Origin of the sequence: Variovorax gossypii (assembly GCF_003965815.1) — a bacterium.
Classification (GTDB): Bacteria; Pseudomonadota; Gammaproteobacteria; order Burkholderiales; family Burkholderiaceae_C; genus Variovorax; species Variovorax gossypii.
In genome coordinates, this window is record NZ_RXOE01000004.1 from 218,568 (window position 1) to 235,894 (window position 17,327).

At 69.9% G+C, this 17,327-nt stretch carries 18 protein-coding genes; 6 read left to right on the forward strand and 12 right to left on the reverse strand.

What is annotated here, in order from left to right:
- Nucleotides 1-5: 5 nt before the first annotated feature.
- Nucleotides 6-1,016, forward strand: coding sequence for a LacI family DNA-binding transcriptional regulator (locus EJP69_RS17800; RefSeq protein WP_126472049.1), 1,011 nt, complete (start codon nucleotides 6-8; stop codon nucleotides 1,014-1,016).
- A 9-nt stretch (nucleotides 1,017-1,025) separates the two neighbouring features.
- Here the strand turns inward: EJP69_RS17800 and pdxR are convergent, their stop codons facing one another.
- Nucleotides 1,026-2,522, reverse strand: a complete 1,497-nt coding sequence (pdxR, locus tag EJP69_RS17805) for a MocR-like pyridoxine biosynthesis transcription factor PdxR (protein ID WP_126471826.1) — start codon at nucleotides 2,520-2,522, stop codon at nucleotides 1,026-1,028.
- Nucleotides 2,523-2,620: 98 nt separating this feature from the next.
- On the opposite strand from pdxR, the gene EJP69_RS17810 reads away from it, so the two are divergent.
- Nucleotides 2,621-3,532, forward strand: coding sequence for a DMT family transporter (locus EJP69_RS17810; protein WP_126471827.1), 912 nt, complete (start codon nucleotides 2,621-2,623; stop codon nucleotides 3,530-3,532).
- A 15-nt stretch (nucleotides 3,533-3,547) separates the two neighbouring features.
- Here EJP69_RS17810 and EJP69_RS17815 read toward each other — a convergent pair whose 3' ends face one another.
- Together EJP69_RS17815 and EJP69_RS17820 are read right to left on the reverse strand one after the other, a co-directional pair.
- Entirely contained in the window at nucleotides 3,548-3,946 is a 399-nt protein-coding gene (locus tag EJP69_RS17815; RefSeq protein WP_206169344.1) for a DUF7668 domain-containing protein, read from the reverse strand.
- Between the two features lie 76 nt (nucleotides 3,947-4,022).
- Nucleotides 4,023-4,745, reverse strand: coding sequence for a class I SAM-dependent methyltransferase (locus EJP69_RS17820; protein ID WP_240652192.1), 723 nt, complete (start codon nucleotides 4,743-4,745; stop codon nucleotides 4,023-4,025).
- Between EJP69_RS17820 and EJP69_RS17825 the strand changes: the two genes are divergently transcribed.
- The gene (locus EJP69_RS17825) at nucleotides 4,725-5,726 is read left to right on the forward strand and encodes a phosphotransferase enzyme family protein (RefSeq protein ID WP_126471829.1); all 1,002 of its coding nucleotides are present in this window, start codon (nucleotides 4,725-4,727) and stop codon (nucleotides 5,724-5,726) included. The genes EJP69_RS17820 and EJP69_RS17825 overlap by 21 nt on opposite strands.
- A gap of 10 nt (nucleotides 5,727-5,736) precedes the next feature.
- On the opposite strand, the gene EJP69_RS17830 is transcribed toward EJP69_RS17825, so the two are convergent.
- From EJP69_RS17830 to EJP69_RS17855, 6 genes are all read right to left on the reverse strand, one after another.
- Entirely contained in the window at nucleotides 5,737-6,801 is a 1,065-nt protein-coding gene (locus EJP69_RS17830) for a porin (protein WP_126471831.1), read from the reverse strand.
- A gap of 144 nt (nucleotides 6,802-6,945) precedes the next feature.
- The gene (locus EJP69_RS17835; protein ID WP_126471833.1) at nucleotides 6,946-7,914 is read right to left on the reverse strand and encodes a Bug family tripartite tricarboxylate transporter substrate binding protein; all 969 of its coding nucleotides are present in this window, start codon (nucleotides 7,912-7,914) and stop codon (nucleotides 6,946-6,948) included.
- Between the two features lie 80 nt (nucleotides 7,915-7,994).
- On the reverse strand, nucleotides 7,995-9,185 hold the full coding sequence (locus tag EJP69_RS17840) for a DUF5624 domain-containing protein (RefSeq protein ID WP_126471835.1): 1,191 nt from the start codon (nucleotides 9,183-9,185) through the stop codon (nucleotides 7,995-7,997).
- The gene (locus EJP69_RS17845) at nucleotides 9,182-10,294 is read right to left on the reverse strand and encodes a hypothetical protein (RefSeq protein ID WP_206169345.1); all 1,113 of its coding nucleotides are present in this window, start codon (nucleotides 10,292-10,294) and stop codon (nucleotides 9,182-9,184) included. Before EJP69_RS17845 ends, EJP69_RS17840 begins: the two co-directional genes overlap by 4 nt.
- A gap of 16 nt (nucleotides 10,295-10,310) precedes the next feature.
- Complete coding sequence (locus tag EJP69_RS17850; RefSeq protein WP_126471839.1) at nucleotides 10,311-11,189, reverse strand: amidohydrolase family protein; 879 nt, start codon at nucleotides 11,187-11,189, stop codon at nucleotides 10,311-10,313.
- Nucleotides 11,190-11,247: 58 nt separating this feature from the next.
- On the reverse strand, nucleotides 11,248-12,111 hold the full coding sequence (locus EJP69_RS17855) for an HpcH/HpaI aldolase family protein (RefSeq protein WP_093197743.1): 864 nt from the start codon (nucleotides 12,109-12,111) through the stop codon (nucleotides 11,248-11,250).
- A gap of 74 nt (nucleotides 12,112-12,185) precedes the next feature.
- Between EJP69_RS17855 and EJP69_RS17860 the strand changes: the two genes are divergently transcribed.
- The gene (locus EJP69_RS17860; protein WP_126471841.1) at nucleotides 12,186-13,109 is read left to right on the forward strand and encodes a LysR substrate-binding domain-containing protein; all 924 of its coding nucleotides are present in this window, start codon (nucleotides 12,186-12,188) and stop codon (nucleotides 13,107-13,109) included.
- Between the two features lie 28 nt (nucleotides 13,110-13,137).
- On the opposite strand, the gene EJP69_RS17865 is transcribed toward EJP69_RS17860, so the two are convergent.
- The 3 genes from EJP69_RS17865 to EJP69_RS17875 all read right to left on the reverse strand — a co-directional run bounded on the left by EJP69_RS17865 (nucleotide 13,138) and on the right by EJP69_RS17875 (nucleotide 15,808).
- Nucleotides 13,138-13,671, reverse strand: coding sequence for a putative immunity protein (locus tag EJP69_RS17865; protein WP_126471843.1), 534 nt, complete (start codon nucleotides 13,669-13,671; stop codon nucleotides 13,138-13,140).
- 91 nt (nucleotides 13,672-13,762) lie between these two features.
- Nucleotides 13,763-14,836, reverse strand: a complete 1,074-nt coding sequence (locus EJP69_RS17870; protein ID WP_093197751.1) for an L-idonate 5-dehydrogenase — start codon at nucleotides 14,834-14,836, stop codon at nucleotides 13,763-13,765.
- A 15-nt stretch (nucleotides 14,837-14,851) separates the two neighbouring features.
- Nucleotides 14,852-15,808, reverse strand: a complete 957-nt coding sequence (locus EJP69_RS17875) for a 2-hydroxyacid dehydrogenase (RefSeq protein WP_126471845.1) — start codon at nucleotides 15,806-15,808, stop codon at nucleotides 14,852-14,854.
- A 161-nt stretch (nucleotides 15,809-15,969) separates the two neighbouring features.
- On the opposite strand from EJP69_RS17875, the gene EJP69_RS17880 reads away from it, so the two are divergent.
- Nucleotides 15,970-16,731, forward strand: a complete 762-nt coding sequence (locus EJP69_RS17880; RefSeq protein WP_093197757.1) for a glucose 1-dehydrogenase — start codon at nucleotides 15,970-15,972, stop codon at nucleotides 16,729-16,731.
- 4 nt (nucleotides 16,732-16,735) lie between these two features.
- Nucleotides 16,736-17,296, forward strand: a complete 561-nt coding sequence (locus tag EJP69_RS17885) for a gluconokinase (RefSeq protein WP_240652193.1) — start codon at nucleotides 16,736-16,738, stop codon at nucleotides 17,294-17,296.
- Nucleotides 17,297-17,327: the final 31 nt, after the last annotated feature.

The window sequence follows — 17,327 nt, forward strand, 5'->3', positions numbered from 1 at the left end:
CGACCATGGCCGACGTGGCCGCGCGCGTCGGCGTATCGAAGATGACGGTGTCGCGCGCGCTCAACCGGGGCGGCAGCAGCGACCGCGTGACCTCCGAGGCGCTGCGCCAGCGCATCCTGCAGGCCTGCGAGGAAATGGGCTACGTCATCGACCAGACGGCGCGCACCTTCTCCAGCAAGCGCTCGGGCTTCGTCGCGGTGCTGATCCCCTCCCTCAACAACTCCAACTTCTCCGAGACCGCCCAGGGCATCACCGCCGCCGTGGAAGCGCGCGGCCTGCAGCTGCTGCTGGGCTACACCGACTACCGCGTGGAAACCGAGGAGCGCCTGCTGCGCGCCATGCTCGCGCGCCGGCCCGAAGGCGTGATCCTCACCGGCGGCTCGCACACGCCGGCCGCTCGCGCGATGCTGCAGGCTGCGGGCGTGCCGGTGGTCGAGACCTGGGACCTGCCCGTCACGCCCATCGAGCACACGGTCGGCTTCTCGAACGCGGAAGCCGCGGGCGCGATGGTGCGGCACCTGCACGACAAGGGCTACCGGCGCATCGCCTTCATCGGCGGCACCTCCAACCGCGACACGCGCGGCGCCGACCGCCAGCGCGGCTACGCGGAGGCGATCCGCGAACTGGGCCTGCCCGACGGCCGCGTGATCAGCTTCGGCCAGCCGCCCATCTCCATGGAACAGGGCGGAGAGGCCGTGGCGCAACTGATCCGCCAGTGGCCCGACGTGGACGCGGTGCTCTGCGTGTCCGACCTCTCGGCCTTCGGCGCGCTGATGGAATGCCAGCGCCGCGGCTGGGAAGTGCCGGGCCGCATCGCGATCGCGGGCTTCGGCGACTTCGAGGTGGCGCGCGCCTGCCATCCGCGCATCACCACCGTGGCGGTCGATTGCGTGGGCATCGGCAAGGCGGCGGGCGAACTGCTGCTGCGCGTGATCGACGGTGCGCGCGAGGGGCACCGGCCGCCCGCCGAGACGGTGCTGATCCCGTTCCGCATCGAGCAGCGCGAGAGTTCGTAGGCCCCTGCTTCAGGAGGGCCGGTTCGCAGCCGCGCGCGACACCTGTTCGATGACGCGCCCCATGTGCCGCACGAGCCCGTCGGCCCGCTCCGGAGGCATTCCCGCGTAGCCGAGCACGAAGCCGTTGTAGAGCGTGCCGGCCGTGCCCGGCAGGCAGAACGGACTCAGCGGACGCAGCCCCAGCCCCTGCACCCGCGCCGCCCGGCTCACGTCCACGTCGGCGACCGATGCCTCGAGCCGCGCCGACAGATGCATGCCGCCCGCGCCGCCGGAGACGGTGACGACGCCGCCCAGGTGCCGCTGCAGCGCCTCCTGCAATGCCTCGCGCCGCCGGGCATAGAGCTGCCGCATCCGGCGCAGGTGCAGCGTGAACTGGCCGCTTTCGATGAAGTCGGCCAGCGCGGCCTGGTCCGCGACCCGGCCGCGCATGCCGGTGGCGCCGATCGCGCCCAGCAGGGCCGGGACCACCGGCGCGGGCACCACCGTGAAGCCCAGCCGCAGCGCCGGGAACATCGTCTTGCTGAAGGTGCCGACGTAGATCGCCGGCGCATGCGCGTCCAGCCCCTGCACGGCCGAGAGCGGAACCTTCTCGCTGCGGAATTCGCTGTCGTAGTCGTCCTCGACCAGCCACGCGCCAGCCTCGCGCGCCTGCCGTATCAGCGCCAGCCTCCGCTCCAGGCTCATCATGGCGCCGAGCGGGTACTGGTGCGAAGGCGTGATGTAGATCAGCTTCGGAGGCGTTGCGCTCCAGTCTTCGGCGCTGGGCGCCAGGCCCTCGGCGTCGACCGCGATGGGAACCAGACGCAGGTCGGCCGCCTGCAGGGCCGCGCGGGCGCCCGGGTAGCCGGGGTTCTCGATCCATGCCGTGTCGCCCGCGTCGGCCAGCGTGCGGGCGCAGAGCTCGAGGCCGCCCTGCGATCCGTTGGTGATGAAGACCTGCTCCGCCTCGCAGCGCACGCCGCGCGACACGCGCAGGTATTGCGCGATCGCCTGCCGCAGCGGCAGGTGGCCCTGCACGGGGGCGTAGTTCAGCTGCCGTGCGTCGATGGCGCGCCAGGCCCGCTCCATGCAGCGACGCCATGCGGCGAGCGGAAACTCGTCCAGCGCCGGCACGCCGGGCCACAGGGGCAGCGCGCGGTCGGCCTCGTCCGGCCCGCCGTGCGGAATGGCGGCTCGCCGTGCCAGCGGCGGCGCCTCGGGCGCCTGCGCCGAGTCGCGCCCGACGGCCGCTTCACGCGCCAGTCCGAGGCTCGCGACGACGGTGCCATGGCGCGTGCCGACGAGGAAGCCTTCTGCGCCCAGGTGCTCGTAGGCATAGAGCACGGAGTTGCGGGCCATGCCGAGCTCGGCCGACAGGGTTCGCGTGGACGGAAGCCGCGCGCCCTCGGCGATCTTTCCGCCGAGGATCGCCCAGCGAAGGCAGGCGTACAGCCGGTGCTGCCGGGTCGCGGGGCCCTGCGGCCCCTCTTCGCGCGCGAATGCGGCGAGCAAGGCGCCGTAGTCCATGTGGTGGTGGCTCCATCGATGTGGGCTGATCTGGGTCTACAAATGATGCCACGGCAAGCCTAAGGTCCGGGGTCGAACCCATCCGCTTCCACCTACGAATGAGCACTTCCGCCACGGCCTTCGCATCGACAACGTCATCGCGCGCCGCGCCCTGGCTGCTGGGCCTGGTGGCGGTGGTCTGGGGCATCAACTGGCCGGTCGGCAAGGCCATGCTCGCCCACCTTCCGCCGGTGTGGACCGTGGCGCTGCGAACCGGCGTGGGCGCCCTCGCCGTCCTGCTGCTGTGCCTGCTGACGCGGCGGCTGGTGCTGCCCCGGCGCGCGGACCTGCCGGTCATCCTGAGCGTCGGCGTGCTGCACATGACCGCGTTCTCCGTGCTGTGCAGCATCGGCCTGCAGCACGTGACGGCCGGCCGCTCGGTGGTGCTGGCCTACACCACGCCGCTATGGGTGGTGCCGGGCGCATGGCTGTTGCTGGGCGAGGCTCCCACGCGCTGGCGGCTGCTGGGCGCGGGCATCGGCCTGGCGGGGCTGGTGCTGATCTTCAATCCGCTGAGCTTCGATTGGCACGACCGCCGCGCGGTCGCCGGCAATGCCGCCGTGCTGCTGGCCGCTCTGTGCTGGGCGGGCAGCATCCTCTACGTGCGCGCGCACAGATGGGTCACGCCGCCCTTCGAACTCGTTTTCTGGCATGCGCTGCTCGCCAGCTGCCTGCTGCTGCCGATGGCCTTCGCGCTCGAAGGCGTTCCGCGCATCGAGTGGAGCCCGGCACTTGTCTCGCAGCTGCTCTACGGCGGCGTGTTCGGCATCGCGCTGGCTTCATGGGCCATGACCACGATCAACCGCGCGCTGCCCGCGACGACCACTTCGCTGGGGCTGCTGGGCGTGCCGGTGATCGGCATCGTCTGCTCCGCCGTGTCGCTGGGGGAGCGCATCGGCATGGCGCTGGTGGGAGCGCTCGCGCTCATCCTCGGCGGCATCGCGCTCGGAATGGTGCGCGGCAGGGACTGAACGCGCCGCGCGCTCTCAGGGCACGTACACCATATAGACCTCGAACGCGAAGCCGCCTTCGGCTTCAGACACGTGAAGGTGCAGCACCAGGTCGCTGCGACCCTCGGAAACCGTCCAGAGATCGACCAGCGCGTTCCATCGCCTGCCGAGCCAGATGCAGACCGACGAATCCCACGTGTCGTCGGGCAGGTCGACCAGCGTCTCGCCGTAGTCGCGGATGTAGTCCTCGATCTGCCGGGCATCCTGCGCCGGTATGGGCCGCACTCCCGCGATGGGAGTGCCGATGCGATAGTCGCCGAGCACGAAGGCGTGGACGATCTCCCGAATGGTCGAGCGCCAGGCCGAAGGTATGGGTTGCTGGGCGTCCCCATCCTTGAGCACCGGCACGTCGGCATGTCCGTCATCAAAAGTCATCGGTTCAGGCTCCGGAAAAATCGCGGCCATTCTGCGCTGCCGTGATGACGCGCGGCGAACAGGCCGACCGCCCGCTTCATCTCTTGCGGGCCACGATGCAGGGACGGTTTTCCGTGCCCTTCGTCGCGTGGTCTTCGACGGCAAGAATCTCGAAGCCCGCGGCCTCCATGTGCTGCTTCAGCTCCGCTTCGCGGAAAGCGCTTGCATAGGGCGCCGCGCCGATCGCGCGCATCGCGGGCAGCAGGAGCCGGATCAGCGGGTTCATGTCGCCGACGCAAGGCGTCTTCGAGATGAACAGGCCTTGCGCCGCAAGCAGGCCGTGAATGCTGCGCAGCGTGCCGGGCAGGTCGCGCACGAGGTGGAGATAGTTGAACCCCATGACGATGTCGAACCGCGCGGCTTCCTGCGCGAGCGCTTCCGCCGTTGCGATGCGGAAGGCAAGCGCGGGCACGGGGCTGGCCGCGAGCTTCTCGTTGGCGATCGCGATCATGCCGGCGGAGATGTCCGTCGCGAGGTAGCTCCCCGCATCGGCCGCGAGCCGCAGCGCTGTCGTGCCCGTTCCGCATCCCAGCTCGAGCACCCTCGAATCCGGCCGCAGCAGTGCGCGGGTGCGCTCCAGCGTGCGCTCGTAGCCGGCCGGATCCCCGATCGCGCTCTTCGCGTACCTGCGTGAAGTCCGGTCCCAGAACCTGGCGTCGCTCGCTGCGTTCATGATGAAAAGATCATCGCACTCGCCCCCGGGCGGCATAATCGCGCCCCTTTTGTCCTGGGGGTTTCGATGGAACTGGAGATCGCGCAATCCACGCCAACCGCCGCCGGCATCGCGAAGTTCGTGCAGGCCCACTATGGCCTGGGCGAGGTGATCGAGAGCGAATTCCTGCGGCGCAGCTTCAACCAGGTCTACAGGCTCGGCTTTGCCGATGGGCGCCGCGTGGTGGCGCGGCTCTCGGCCGAACGGCCGCGGGGCGATCCCAACGTGATGTTCGAGGCGGCCGCGCTGGAGCACCTGGCCCGCGCCGGATGCCGCGTATCGCGCTGCCTGCCGGCCGCGAACGGCGAGATCGCGGTGCAGGTACCCCTGCCGGAAGGTTCGCGAGCGCTGATGTTGTTCGAGCACCTCGACGGCGAGTTCACCGGCGACTCGGCCGAAGACATCCGGGCTTTCGCGCAAGGCCTGGCCACCCTGCACGTCGCAGGCGAGACCTACGAAGGCCCCGGCAGTGCCTACTCCCTCGACCTCGACTACCTCCTTCTGCGACCGCTGCAGGGCCTGCTGCGTGCCCCGACCATGACCGCCGAGCTGCGCCCGCAATTCGAGCAACTGGGCGAGCGCCTGCATGCCGACATCTCGGCCCTGGGCGCGCTGAGGCAGGTGCTGTGCCACGGTGATGCCCACGGCAACAACAACTTCATCGTGCGAAATGCCCAGGAGCAGTGCGAGGCCGTGTTCTTCGATTTCGATGAAACAGGCCCTGGCTACCTTGCCTACGAACTTGCTGTCTATCCGTGGCTTCTGCATCCACGTACGACCGACGGCGTGCTGAGCGACAAGGCGAAGACTCAGTGGAAGCACTTCATCTCGGCCTATCGCGAGGCAAGACCCGTCGCCGACAACGATCTGGCCGCCGTCCCGCGTTTCATGGCGGTCCGGCAGTTCTGGATGCTGGGGGAGAACGCCGGACGCGTTCCTGTGTGGGGCTCGCAGGCAATGCCTACCAGCGTCCTCCGTCGGCAGCTGGCCATGCTGCGCGCCTGGGAGAAGCTGGAACTGCCTCAGTGACCGGCGCCCCTCAGAAGTTGTGCGAGATGCCGAACTGCAGGCCCCTAGACCCCGCCCCCGGTACGCCGGCCGGCGACGAATCGCTGACGACATAGGCCGCGTTGCCCCGGTTGCGGATGTACGAGTAGGTGCCGTACAGCGCGGTGCGCTTGCTCAGGTAGTGCACGTAGCCGACGGCGTACTGCGTCGCATCGTCGCCGTCGAGTCCCGGCCCCGAGCGGTTGGAGCGCGCCACCGAAGCCTTGATCACGCCCGGCCCCACCGGCACGCTCACGCCCAGCAGCGCGTTCACCTGTTTGTCGGTGTCGGCCTTCTGGCGGTAGTAGTTGGCGTAGAGCTTCGCTACGCCGAAATCGTAGGTGCCGCCGATGCTGGCCACGCGGTAGTCGGTGGTGCCGACCGGCGTGACGCCGTAGGCCGCCGCCACGTCGATGGTGCCGTTGGTCCAGCCTAAGCGCGCGCCGCGGTAGCGTGAGCCTTCCTGGTCTTCGGGCAACGCGTACATCGCCTGGCCGTAGAAGCCGCCCAGGCCCTTGGGCAGGAAATAGCCCACCGAATTGTTGGCCCGCGCCAGCGTGCGCGCGCCGCCGAGGCCGAAGGGCCAGCCCTCGACGATGTTGGCCGAGCCGCCGACGCCCACGGTGCCGAAGGGCGAGAACTGCGAGATGTTCCAGAAGGTGGGCGTGTAGTCGCGCCCCAGTCGCAGTTCGCCGAAGCTGTTGTGCGACAGGCTCAGGGTGGAGCGCCGGTGGAAGCCGGTGCCCTGGATCTCGCCGGTGTCGGGCAGCAGCGCCATCTCCAGCCAGAAGCTCGCGGCCAATCCGCCGCCCAGGTCTTCGGTGCCGCGAAAACCGAGGCGGCTCGGGAAGATGTTGCCGCCCTGGTCGAGCGACTTGACCGAAGCGCCGCCGCTCTTCGACCAGGTGACGTTCATGTCCAGCGTGCCGAATATCTGCACGCTGGATTGCGCCGTGGCGCTCGCGCCGGCCGCGAGGCAGATCGCGCCGGTGAACGCATGCGGCAGCAAGCTGCGGCGGGCGATGGTGGTTGGGGGCTTGGTGGTCCTGATCCTCATGCTTGTCTCCTGGTTGTAGAAATCGTTGTAGTTCTGGCGCGTGCGCCGGCGCACGGCGCTTGCGCTGCAAGCACCGTGGCGTGGGAATTCCGGAAAAAGAAAGAAGGCGGCGCGGTGCGTGGCCGCGCCCCGGGGCATCGCCCGTCAGTCGATGCGGATGTTCTTGGCCTTGATCAGCCGGCTCATGGCCTGCGCTTCGCGGTCGATGACGGCGGCCGCCTCGGCAGGCGTGCTGCCGATGGGATCGAGGCCGGCGTCACTGAGGAGCCTGCCCATCTCCGGCGAATGCGTGATGGCGACGATCTCCTTGTTGAGCCTGTCGACGATGGCCTGCGGCGTCCTGGCCGGCACCCAGAAGCCCAGCCAGGTGAACACCTCGACGCCCGGATAGCTCTCCGAGAGCGTGGGCACGTTGGGCAGTGCCGCGCTGCGCTTGCTGCCCGTGTACGCCAGCGCCTTCACGCGGCCCGACTTGATGTTGGGCAGCGCCGAGACGGGCGGCTCGAAGCCCAGCTGCACCTGCCCGGCCATGAGGTCCGGCGCTGCGCTCTGCTTGTACGGCACGTGCAGCAGCTCGATGCCCGCGGCCTCCTGGAACAGCTCGAAGCCCAGGTGCGAGGTGGTGCCCGAGCCATAGGAGGCGAACGAGATCCTGCCCGGCTCCTTCTTCGCCAGCGCGACCAGCTCGGGAATGTTCTTCACCGGCACTGCCGCATTGGCCAGGATGAACGATCCGCCCTTGAGCGCCTGCGTGACCGGCAGCAGGTCGTTCTTCGCGTCGTAGGGCATCTTCGAGAGCAGGAACGGCGTCATGGTGAACGGGTTGCTCGTCGAGAACAGGATCGTGTAGCCGTCGGGCGCGGCCTTGGCGACCGCGTCGGTGCCGATGGAAGCCAGCGCGCCCGGCCTGTTCTCGACCACCACCGGCGTCTGCAGCGCGCGGCTGAGGCGGTCCGCATAGGCGCGGGCGAAGATGTCCGAGCCCACTCCCACGGGCGTGGGCGTGATGATCTTGATGGGCCGCGACGGCCAGGGCGAGCCCTGCCCCCAGGCGGGTGCGAATGCGCTGGCCGAGACCAGCACGGCGAGCAGCGAGCGAGCGATTCTTTTCATGGTTTGTCTCCTGTATCTCTTCTGTCTCTCTTCTGTTTCTCTTCCAGGCCTCCCGCCCGCGTCGCGGGCGCGGCTCACGCTCAGGGCAGCGGCGGATAGTCCGTGCCGTCCAGGCCCGGCACCGGCACCCGCGTGGGGTCGTTGCCGTGCGCCTGCAGTTGCTCGACGGCGTAGTCGGTGACGCAGCCCGACAGCAGCTGGCGCGGGTCTTCGAGCACCACGCGCAGGCGCGTGTTCAGCGCACGCCAGTCGTCCGGGCCGGCGATGGCCGGCATCTCGGCCACCGCGCGCGTGTCCGCGTCGAGCACGGGGCGGACGGTGGAGGAAGGCTCGTAGCGCGGATAGCCGTCGTACATCAGCGTGCCGAGTTCGCTCACGGCGCGCGTGTGGGCCCACAGCTGGCGCATCGAGCTCTCGAACGCGCGCATGGCCGTCATGTCGGACGCCGAACCGGCCGGGAACTCGGCGGCGTGGGGCGCGATGAAGAGCCGGTCGAGCGAGAGCGTGTGGCGCGAGGCGCCGAGGATCATGGCGGCCACCGAATTGGTGGTCCACGTCACGCCGGCGGTGGGCCTGCCCTGGCGCCCGATCACCAGCGCCATGGCGCGCGACCAGTCGATGGCATGGCGGTCGAGCCAGCCGATCACGCGGTGGCTGATGTCCATGCCGACCAGGAAGAAGGTGGCGATCATCACCGCGTTCATCGGCACCGTGGCGCCGACGGCGAAGCCGCTGCCTTCGAGGTAGTGCTCGCGCATGTCCCAGGGCGTGAAGAGCTCGGGCCGCTCCAGCACGCGTTCGAGGTAACGCTCGGTCAGCACGCACGAGTAGCGGACCAGTTCGGCGATCTTCTGCTCGCGCCCCCGGTAGGCCGGCACCGCGATCCGGTCGCGCCACAGCGCCACCGAGTTGGCCTCGCGCGCCACGCGCGTGGCCGCGACCAGCCGTTCGGCTTCCCTGCGCCACAGCGGCCCGTCGGGATCGACCAGCCGCATCTTGAGGATCGACGCCACCGCCGGCCCGTGGTGCGAGATGCCGGCCAGCTCCTTGAAGCCGCGCGTGGAGAGACGAAAGCCCTCGACCTCGGGATCACGGCCGTTGCCGGGGAACAGCACGATGTCCGCGCTGGTGGCCACGATGAGCGGATCGCCCGCCGTCGCCGCGCCCGTGAGCGCGGCCAGGTTCGCGCCGATGCCGTGCGGCCCGCCGGTGTAGGTTTCGAAGAGCCGCAGCAGCTCTGGGCTCTGGTGCGAGGCAGCGGGATGGTTCATGCCGGCTCCTTGTCCGCGGGGAAGTCGAGGCGGTAGACACGGCTCGGCGTGCGGAACCGCACCTCGCCGCTGAGGCTGTTGGTCACGACCATGTAGCGCCGGCCCTCCGCCTCGAAGAAGGATGCGTCGGTGCCGCCGGAAGTCGGGAACTCGGCGACCGGCTCCATGCGGCCCTTCGTCATGCGCAGGACGGTCGACTGCAGCCGGGGGATCGGCGCCTCGCGCGTTCCATGCAGGAAGTTGACCTGCACCAGCCGGCCGCCGTCCGGCGTCGCGATCCAGTCGAACTCGCGGCCACCCGGTCCGCTGAGCACCTGGTGCTGCACGAAACGGCCGTCGCTCCAGCGGTAGAGCACGGTGTCGTCGTGCAGGCATGCGAACGCGAGCCAGGTGGAGCCCTCGGTCTCGAAGAAGCGGAAGGCCCGCCCACTCTTGCCTTCCAGCTCCTGGAAGGGCTCGAAGCTGTTGCCGTTCCAGCGCAGCAGCTGCGACGGCACGGCGTGGTCGGCATAGGCCAGCAGCTTCTGCCCGTCGACCTCGAAGAAGGCCCAGTTGTAGCCCCAGCCCGAGCGCACCGTCTGCAGCTTCTCGAAGCGCTCGCCGTTCCATTCGTAGATGCACGATTCGGCGCCCGGCGCGAGCGGCGTATCGCCATGGGTCACTCCCTGCGCGAGCGCGAGGAAGTGGCGCGGGCCGATCTCGAAATGAATCCACTGCTTGGCGGCCGATGTCGCAATGCGCTGGAAGACGTCGAAGCGCCCGTCCACCAGTTCGAAGATCGTCGAATGCGTGTCGAGCGCGTACGGGCCCGAGCCGGTGCGCAGGCTGGCGGTGGCGAGGAAGGCGCGCTCGCCGATGCGGAAGAACTCGGCGTCCTCGCCGCCCGGCACGGACAGCCGAGCGTGCTCGACGAAGCTTTCGCCCTCCCAGCGGTAGACGAGCGCGTCGACATCGCTGTTGCCCAGCGTCATCTGCGCGGGCTGCCCCGCGATGTCCTCGGCGAGCTGCGGCACCACGAGGTAGCGGGTGCCGGCATGTTCGAAGACTTCCGCGGCGCGCGCGCCGGAGGTGTCCAGTTCCTGGATGCAGTCCATGGTGGTGTCCGCCATCTTCATGCCTTCCGTTTCAGAAGCCGAACAGCCGAGCGGGGTTGTCGGCAAGCACCTTGCGGCGCGCGACCGGGTCCGGGATCCAGTCGCCCAGCAGGTTCAGCAGTTCGCCGGTGTCGCGCCCGCCTTCCGGGATGTGCGGCCAGTCGCTGCCCCAGATCACGCGGTCGGGCACGGTCTCGACGATCGCCTGCGCGAGCGGCTTCAGCCGCGCGTAGTTGCCGTCCTTCGCGAGGCGGTACGGCCCCGAGAGCTTGAACCAGCCGCGCCCGTCGGCAACGGCGCGCAGCAGGCAGTCGAAGTCGGCGCGCGTGAGGCCGTCGCTCTCCAGCATGTAGCCCATGTGGTCGATCACGAAGTCCGATTCGAGGTCGGGCAGCACCGGGATCAGGTCGCGCACGACCCAGCCCGGCGTATAGAACTGCACATGCCAGCCCAGCGGCCGGATGCGCCGGATGCTGCGCTCGATGTAGGCATGCAGCTGCGAAGTGGGCAGCTTCTGGCGCAGGAACAGGTCGAGCCTGAGCGCGCGCACGCGGCGTGCATGCATCTCGCGCAGGGTCTCGTCGGACACGTCGTCTTCCACCATCGCGACGCCACGCGCACGGTCTCCCGCCGCGTCGAGCGCGTCGAGCATGCAGCGGTTGTCGGTGCCGTAGAAGCTGGGCTGGACGATCGCGAAGCGTTCGACGCCGAGCACCTCGAGCGCGCTGTGCAGCTGCGCGAGGTTGCCGTCGGGCAGCGTGTAGTGCGGGTGATCGACGCGGGGATAGTGCTCGGCCGGGCCGAAGACGTGCACGTGCGCATCGCAGGCGCCGGCGGGAACCTCGAAGGCCGCGCGGGTCAGGGTCTGCGCGTCGCGCATGGGCTTGGAGGTCAGGATCTCGTGGTTCATGTTCGGAACGAAGGCGGGAGAAGGAGAAAACGAAGAAGTCGCGGAAGGAGGCGTCCGCTCAGGCAGCCTGTGGCTCGGACGTCCGCACGGCAACCGCCGCATGGCCGGCCAGCGCGCCGCGCACGCGCTCCTGCATCGAAGCAAGGAGCACGTCGGTGTCGATCCCCGTCATGAGGAAAGGCGCGGCGCCGCGCGCCAGCAGCTCGGCGTTCAGCGCGGCATCGGCGATGCCGCCGATCGACAGCGGCTTGCCGGCGCGCGTGCAGGCCGCGAGCGCATCGTTCAGCGCCTGCTGCACCAGCGGATGGCGGTAGTCACCGGGCACGCCGAGTTCCGCGCTCAGGTCGTTGGTGCCGATGCTCACCAGGTCCACGCCCGGCACCCGTGCGATGGCCTCCGCGTTGCGGATGCCGAGGGGGCTCTCGATCAGCACGTTGACGACCACCGTGTCGTTGGCGAGCCGGTAGGTCTCGGCCGCCGGAAGCCGGCGATAGCCGAACTGCGGCAGCGCCGCGATGGCTGACCGGTGGCCGTGCGGCGGAAAGCGGCAGGCGGCCGCCAGGTCGGCGGCCTGCTCCGCCGTTTCGACGCGCGGGAAGATGAGGCCGGACGCGCCCGCGTCGAGCAGCCGGCCGATGGCGCCGTACTCGCGCTCCGGCACGCGCACCAGCGCCATCAGGCCGAGGTCGTGCGCGGCGGCGCAGATAGCGCCCGCCGCGTCCAGCGAAATGGTGCTGTGCTCCAGGTCGACCCAGATCGCGTGATGCCCGCTGGCCTTGGCCAGCCGGGCGATGTCGGGCGTGCGCGAGATGCGGATGCCGAAGGCCGTCATCGGCTCTCCGCGAGCCAGCCCCATCATCAGCGGGTGCCCCTGGAAAGGCCGGGTTGCAGGGTGCTCCTGCGGCTTGTCTCTGCTTGTCATGAGGGCATCGTAGGCAAGCTGTCTTATATTTGGAAATACCGTTTGTCTTCGGTTTTCAATACTCTTTGAATATCATGGAACTGCGCCATCTCCGCTACTTCGTCGCGGTCGCCGAGGAGCTCAACTTCACGCGCGCCGCGCAGCGCCTGCACATCGCGCAGCCGCCGCTGAGCATCCAGATCCAGGCGCTGGAGGAAGAGCTCAAGGTGCGCCTGCTGGAGCGCGACAAGCGGCGCGTGTTCCTCACGCAGGCGGGCCGCCATTTCCTCGAGCGCGCGCGCGGCATCCTGCGCGACGTGGAGGCGGCCAAGGGCGAGGCGCAGAGCGCGGCCTCGGGCGAGGTCGGCAGCATCGCGCTGGGCTACACGGCGTCGTCGATGCTCTCGCCCGCGCTGCCGGCGGCCATTCTTCGCTTCCGGCGCGAGCACGCCCGGGTGATCCTGACGCTGAAGGAAATGACATCGCTCGACCAGCTCGACGCGGTGCACGGGCGCGGCCTCGACGTCGCCGTGCTGCGCCGGCCGAACGTGGAGATCCCTACCGGCATCGTGGTCGAGGAGTGGTACCAGTCGCCGCTGCTGGCCGTCGTGCCGCGCGAGCACAGGCTCGCCGGCAAGCCGCTGCGCATCGCGGACCTGCGCGACGAGCCGCTGGTGATGTATCCGCGCAATGCCGGCATCGGCCTCTACTGGAAGGTGCAGGACCTGTGCGCCAAGGCCGGCTTCAGGCCGCGCATGGTGCAGGAAGCGCGCGAGGCATCGACCATCGCCGGGCTGGTCGCGGCCGGCGTGGGCATCGCGCTGGTGTCGGGCGACACCCGCTGCATCCAGCCGGACGGGGTGGTCTACCAGACGGTGCTCGACAAGGAGGCGGTGTCGAGCCTCTATCTCGCGCATCGTCGGGACGACCCGAATCCGTACGTGGCCCTGATCCTCAAGGAGCTTCGTGCGGCGCTGAAGCGCAGGACGGCGCGAAGCGCGAAACGGCAGGTCGACTAGTTCTGCCCGCCCGGCAAAGGGCGGACCGTCAGCTGCGCAGGGCCGCGTCGATCCGGTGGAACAGCACGCTCGACGCTCCTTTACCGGGCGCCCGTGCCGGCAGGCGCCGCACCACCTCGCGGACCGCGGGCGACGCGTGATCGATCGCCCATCGAATCTCCGCTTCGCGGGTGCCGGCCTCGTCGGCGGCACCGCGCGAGATCGCCTGCACGCTGTAGGCCGCGGGGCCGACGATGTGATTCACCTGATGCGCAGTCTCAAGCGGATGGGTGTAGGCCGACCCGGCGGCCGTGGATGCCGACCGCGCGGCGGCGGCCGCGGCCTCGTCGCCCACTTCGCGCGCGGCTGCCAGGGCGGCCCAGGCGAGCTTGCGCAGGTTCGCTGTCCGCACGCCGCTGCCGGCGAAGGCGCGCGCGGCCGCGATGGCCTCGCGCGGGCGGCTGTCACCCGGCGCCCTTGCCTCGAACACCGGCAACGCCCGCTCCGCGCAATCGGCCGCCCAGAGGGCGACATGGCGCAGGTCTTCGTTGTTCAGCAGGGGGCGGGCAGGCACTTGATCCATGGCTCGGCGTATTCGCTCCCGGCCGACTGTAGCCGGACCATGAGCGCCGCCTGCCAACCCGCGCCTGCGGCTCGGGTGCTTCGTCCTGCCCTCAGGCCGCGACGCTCTCCGCCCCCGCGTCCGCGAAATCGATCAGCACCTTCATCGCCTTCTGCCGGTCGCTCGCCAGCTCGAAGGCCTGGCGCGCCTGCAGCATCGGGAAGGTGTGCGACACGACCGGGGAAAGATCGACGCGCCCTTCGTTGATGAGCTTCACCGCCAGCGCGAACTCGGCATGGAAGCGGAACGAGCCGCAGATGCTGAGCTCCTTCGCCACCACCATGTTCTGCGGAATGCTCACGTCGCCGCCCAGCCCCAGCTGCACGACCACGCCGCGCGGGCGCATCACTTCCAGGCCGTCGCGCAGAGCGCGCTCGTTGCCGGAGCATTCGAGCATCACGTCGAAGGTGCCCTTGTCGGCCGAATGACGCGACACCCAGGCCTTGTCCTTCGCGACGTTGATGACGTCGTCTGCGCCCATGGCGCGCGCGATGGCCAGAGGCTCGTCGACCACGTCGGTGGCCGTGATGCTGGCCGCGCCGTGCGCGCGCGCCGCCGCGATGGCGAGCACGCCGATGGGCCCGCAGCCCGACACCAGCACCCGCTTGCCCAGCAGCGGGCCGGCGCGCGACACGCCGTGCAGCCCCACCGAGAACGGCTCCGCCAGCGCGGCGAGGCGCAGCGGCACATGGTCGGCCACCTTCACGCACTGCGTGGCCTCGCACAGCAGCATGTTGCGGAAGGCGCCCTGCACGTGCGGCGTGCGCATCGCGCTGCCGTAGAAGCGCATGTCGAGGCACTGGTTGGGCAGGCCCTCGAGGCAGAACTTGCAGGCGCCGCAGGGGCGGCTCGGGTTGACGGCCACCTTGTCGCCGATGCGAACGTTCTCCACGCCGGGCGCCACGGCCACCACGGTGCCGGCCACCTCGTGGCCCAGCACCATCGGCTCCTTGATGCGCACGGTGCCGAAGCCGCCGTTGTGGAAGTAATGCAGGTCGGAGCCGCAGATGCCGCCCATTCCGACCTTCACCAGCACCTGGCCGGGGCCGATCTCGCCGGCATCCTGTTCGTCAAGGCGCAGGTCGTCGGGGGCGTGGATCACGAGGCACATGCAACGCAGGCGCATGGTTTTCTTCCTTTTTCAGGCAACGGGAGTGATCAGGGGCAGGCCCGCGAAATGGGCCTCCAGGTTGCGGCGCACCAGTTCGCCCATGGCGCGGCGCGTCTGCTCGGTGCCGCTGCCATGGTGCGGGGTCAGCACCACGTTGTCGAGCGCGGCGAAGCGCGGATCGATGCCCGGCTCGTTGAGGAACACGTCGAGCGCAGCGCCGGCGATCTCGCGCGCCTCCAGCGCCTGCAGCAGCGCGCCTTCGTCGACCGTGGTGCCGCGCGACACGTTCACGAGCCAGCCCTTGGGGCCCAGCGCGCGCAGCACCTCGGCGTTCACGATGCCGCGCGTGGCTTCGCCGCCGGGCAGGATGACGATGAGCACGTCGCACCAGTCGGCCATCGCGCTCAGGCTGGCGAAGTGACGGTGCGGGCTGTCGGCCTTCGGCGTGCGACTGAAGTAGCCCAGCTCCACGTCGAAGCCCGAGAGCCGCCGCGCGATGGTGCCGCCGATGCGGCCGAAGCCCGCGATGCCGACGCGCTGGCCGAAGACGCGCGTGGCCAGCGGCAAGGCCCCCTTGGCCCATGCACCGCTTCGCACGAAGGCGTCACCCGCCGGAATGCGGCGCTGCACCGCGAGCATGAGGCCCACGGCGAGGTCCGCCACGTCGCCGTTGAGCACGTCGGGCGTGTTGGTCACGCGGATGCCGCGCGCGCGGCAGGCGGCGAGGTCGATGGCGTCGGTGCCCACGCCGTAGCAGGAGACCAGCTCCAGCTTCGGCAGCGCGGCAATGAGCTCGGCGCTCGCGCCCAGCTCGCCGCGCGTGGCGATCGCACGGATCTCCTGCGCATGCGCGGCAATGAAGGCCTGCCGATCGGGCGCCTCCCACAGGCGATGCAGGGTGTAGGACTCCCGCATCGGCACCATGTCCCACTCGGGGTAGGCGCCCATCATCAGCACGTGCGGGGAAGCGGCGGCGGTAGCGGTCAAGCGGGTGTCTCCAGCGGATAGCAGCGGTTCTGGCTCAATTTGATACCGGTAACTTTAGTCGATACGTGAATGTAAAGCCAGCGAAGGTTTCACCCATTGACGAAATCAAAAGATACCGGTAACTTTCTTCGCCAGTCTCGCCCCTCATCCAGGAACTCCCCTTGAAACTGTTCGACCTCTCCGGGCGCACCGCCCTCGTCACCGGCTCCAGCAAGGGCATCGGCTTCGCGCTGGCCGGCGCGCTGGGCAATGCCGGCGCCCGCGTCGTGCTCAATGCGCGCGATGCCGCCGCGCTCACCGCGGCCCGCGACGCCCTGCGCGCCCGGGGCATCGCAGCCGAGGCCGCGGCCTTCGACGTCACCGATGCCGCCGCGGTGGAAGCCGGCGTGGCGGCCATCGAGGCCGACATCGGCCCCGTCGACATCCTCGTGAACAACGCCGGCATGCAGCACCGCGGGCCGTTCGCGGAGTTCCCGATCGACGCGTGGCACAAGATCACCACCACCAACATCGACAGCGTGTTCCTGGTCGGCCGCGCCGTCGCGCAGCGCATGATCGAGCGCAAGCGCGGCAAGATCATCAACGTGTGCTCGGTGCAGAGCGAGCTGGGTCGCCCGGGCATCGCGCCCTACGCCGCCACCAAGGGCGCCGTGAAGATGCTCACCAAGGGCATGGCGATCGACCTCGGCAAGCACGGCATCCAGGTCAACGGCCTCGGGCCGGGCTACTTCAAGACCGAGCTCACGCAGGCGCTGGTGGCCGACGAGGCCTTCACCGCGTGGCTCTCGGGCCGCACGCCCGCCGGCCGCTGGGGCGACGTGGAAGAACTGGGCGGCGCGGCCATCTTCCTGGCCTCCGACGCATCGAGCTTCGTCAACGGCCACATCCTGTACGTGGACGGCGGCATCACCGCGAGCCTCTAGCGCCGTGCCACCGCTGCAGTTGCCGTCATTCCGCCTGCCCGTGGTGGTGATGGGCGTATCGGGCACCGGCAAGAGCAGCGTGGCGGCCGGGCTCGCGCAGCTGCTGGGCATTCCGTGGATCGACGGCGACGACCTGCACGCGCCCGAGGCCGTGGCGCGCATGCGTGCCGGCCTGCCGCTGGTGGATGAAGACCGCTGGCCCTGGCTCGACCGCGTGGGCGCCAATCTTGCCGACCGCACGGCCGCGCCCCGTGGCGTGGTGGTGGCCTGCTCCGCACTGCGGCGCGCCTACCGCGACCGGCTGCGCGCCGCCTCGCCGGGCCTGCGCTTCGTGTTCCTCGACGGCCCTCCGGCGCTGGTGCGCCAGCGCATGGAACAGCGCACCGGCCACTACATGCCGGCCACCCTGCTCGACAGCCAGCTGGCGACGCTGGAACGACCGGACGCCGGCGAGCCCGACGTGCTGCACACCCCGATCGACATGCCTGTTGCGCTGATCGTCGCCGGCATCGGTGCGCAGCTTCTCAGGCAGGCGGAAGAAGCCTCCGCGAAAGTCTCCGCCTGACGGCCACGCCGCACGGGCCCGAACCGGCAAG

Coding starts and splice junctions, on each gene's coding strand:
- EJP69_RS17800 (WP_126472049.1), top strand. CDS start 6: ATGGCCGACGTGGCCGCGCGCGTCGGCGTATCGAAGATGACGGTGTCG.
- EJP69_RS17855 (WP_093197743.1), bottom strand. CDS start 12,111: ATGACAAGCAGAGACAAGCCGCAGGAGCACCCTGCAACCCGGCCTTTC.
- pdxR (WP_126471826.1), bottom strand. CDS start 2,522: ATGGACTACGGCGCCTTGCTCGCCGCATTCGCGCGCGAAGAGGGGCCG.
- EJP69_RS17840 (WP_126471835.1), bottom strand. CDS start 9,185: ATGAACCATCCCGCTGCCTCGCACCAGAGCCCAGAGCTGCTGCGGCTC.
- EJP69_RS17870 (WP_093197751.1), bottom strand. CDS start 14,836: ATGCGCCTGCGTTGCATGTGCCTCGTGATCCACGCCCCCGACGACCTG.
- EJP69_RS17850 (WP_126471839.1), bottom strand. CDS start 11,189: ATGAACCACGAGATCCTGACCTCCAAGCCCATGCGCGACGCGCAGACC.
- EJP69_RS17835 (WP_126471833.1), bottom strand. CDS start 7,914: ATGAAAAGAATCGCTCGCTCGCTGCTCGCCGTGCTGGTCTCGGCCAGC.
- EJP69_RS17830 (WP_126471831.1), bottom strand. CDS start 6,801: ATGAGGATCAGGACCACCAAGCCCCCAACCACCATCGCCCGCCGCAGC.
- EJP69_RS17860 (WP_126471841.1), top strand. CDS start 12,186: ATGGAACTGCGCCATCTCCGCTACTTCGTCGCGGTCGCCGAGGAGCTC.
- EJP69_RS17845 (WP_206169345.1), bottom strand. CDS start 10,294: ATGGCGGACACCACCATGGACTGCATCCAGGAACTGGACACCTCCGGC.
- EJP69_RS17825 (WP_126471829.1), top strand. CDS start 4,725: ATGGAACTGGAGATCGCGCAATCCACGCCAACCGCCGCCGGCATCGCG.
- EJP69_RS17810 (WP_126471827.1), top strand. CDS start 2,621: ATGAGCACTTCCGCCACGGCCTTCGCATCGACAACGTCATCGCGCGCC.
- EJP69_RS17815 (WP_206169344.1), bottom strand. CDS start 3,946: ATGACTTTTGATGACGGACATGCCGACGTGCCGGTGCTCAAGGATGGG.
- EJP69_RS17865 (WP_126471843.1), bottom strand. CDS start 13,671: ATGGATCAAGTGCCTGCCCGCCCCCTGCTGAACAACGAAGACCTGCGC.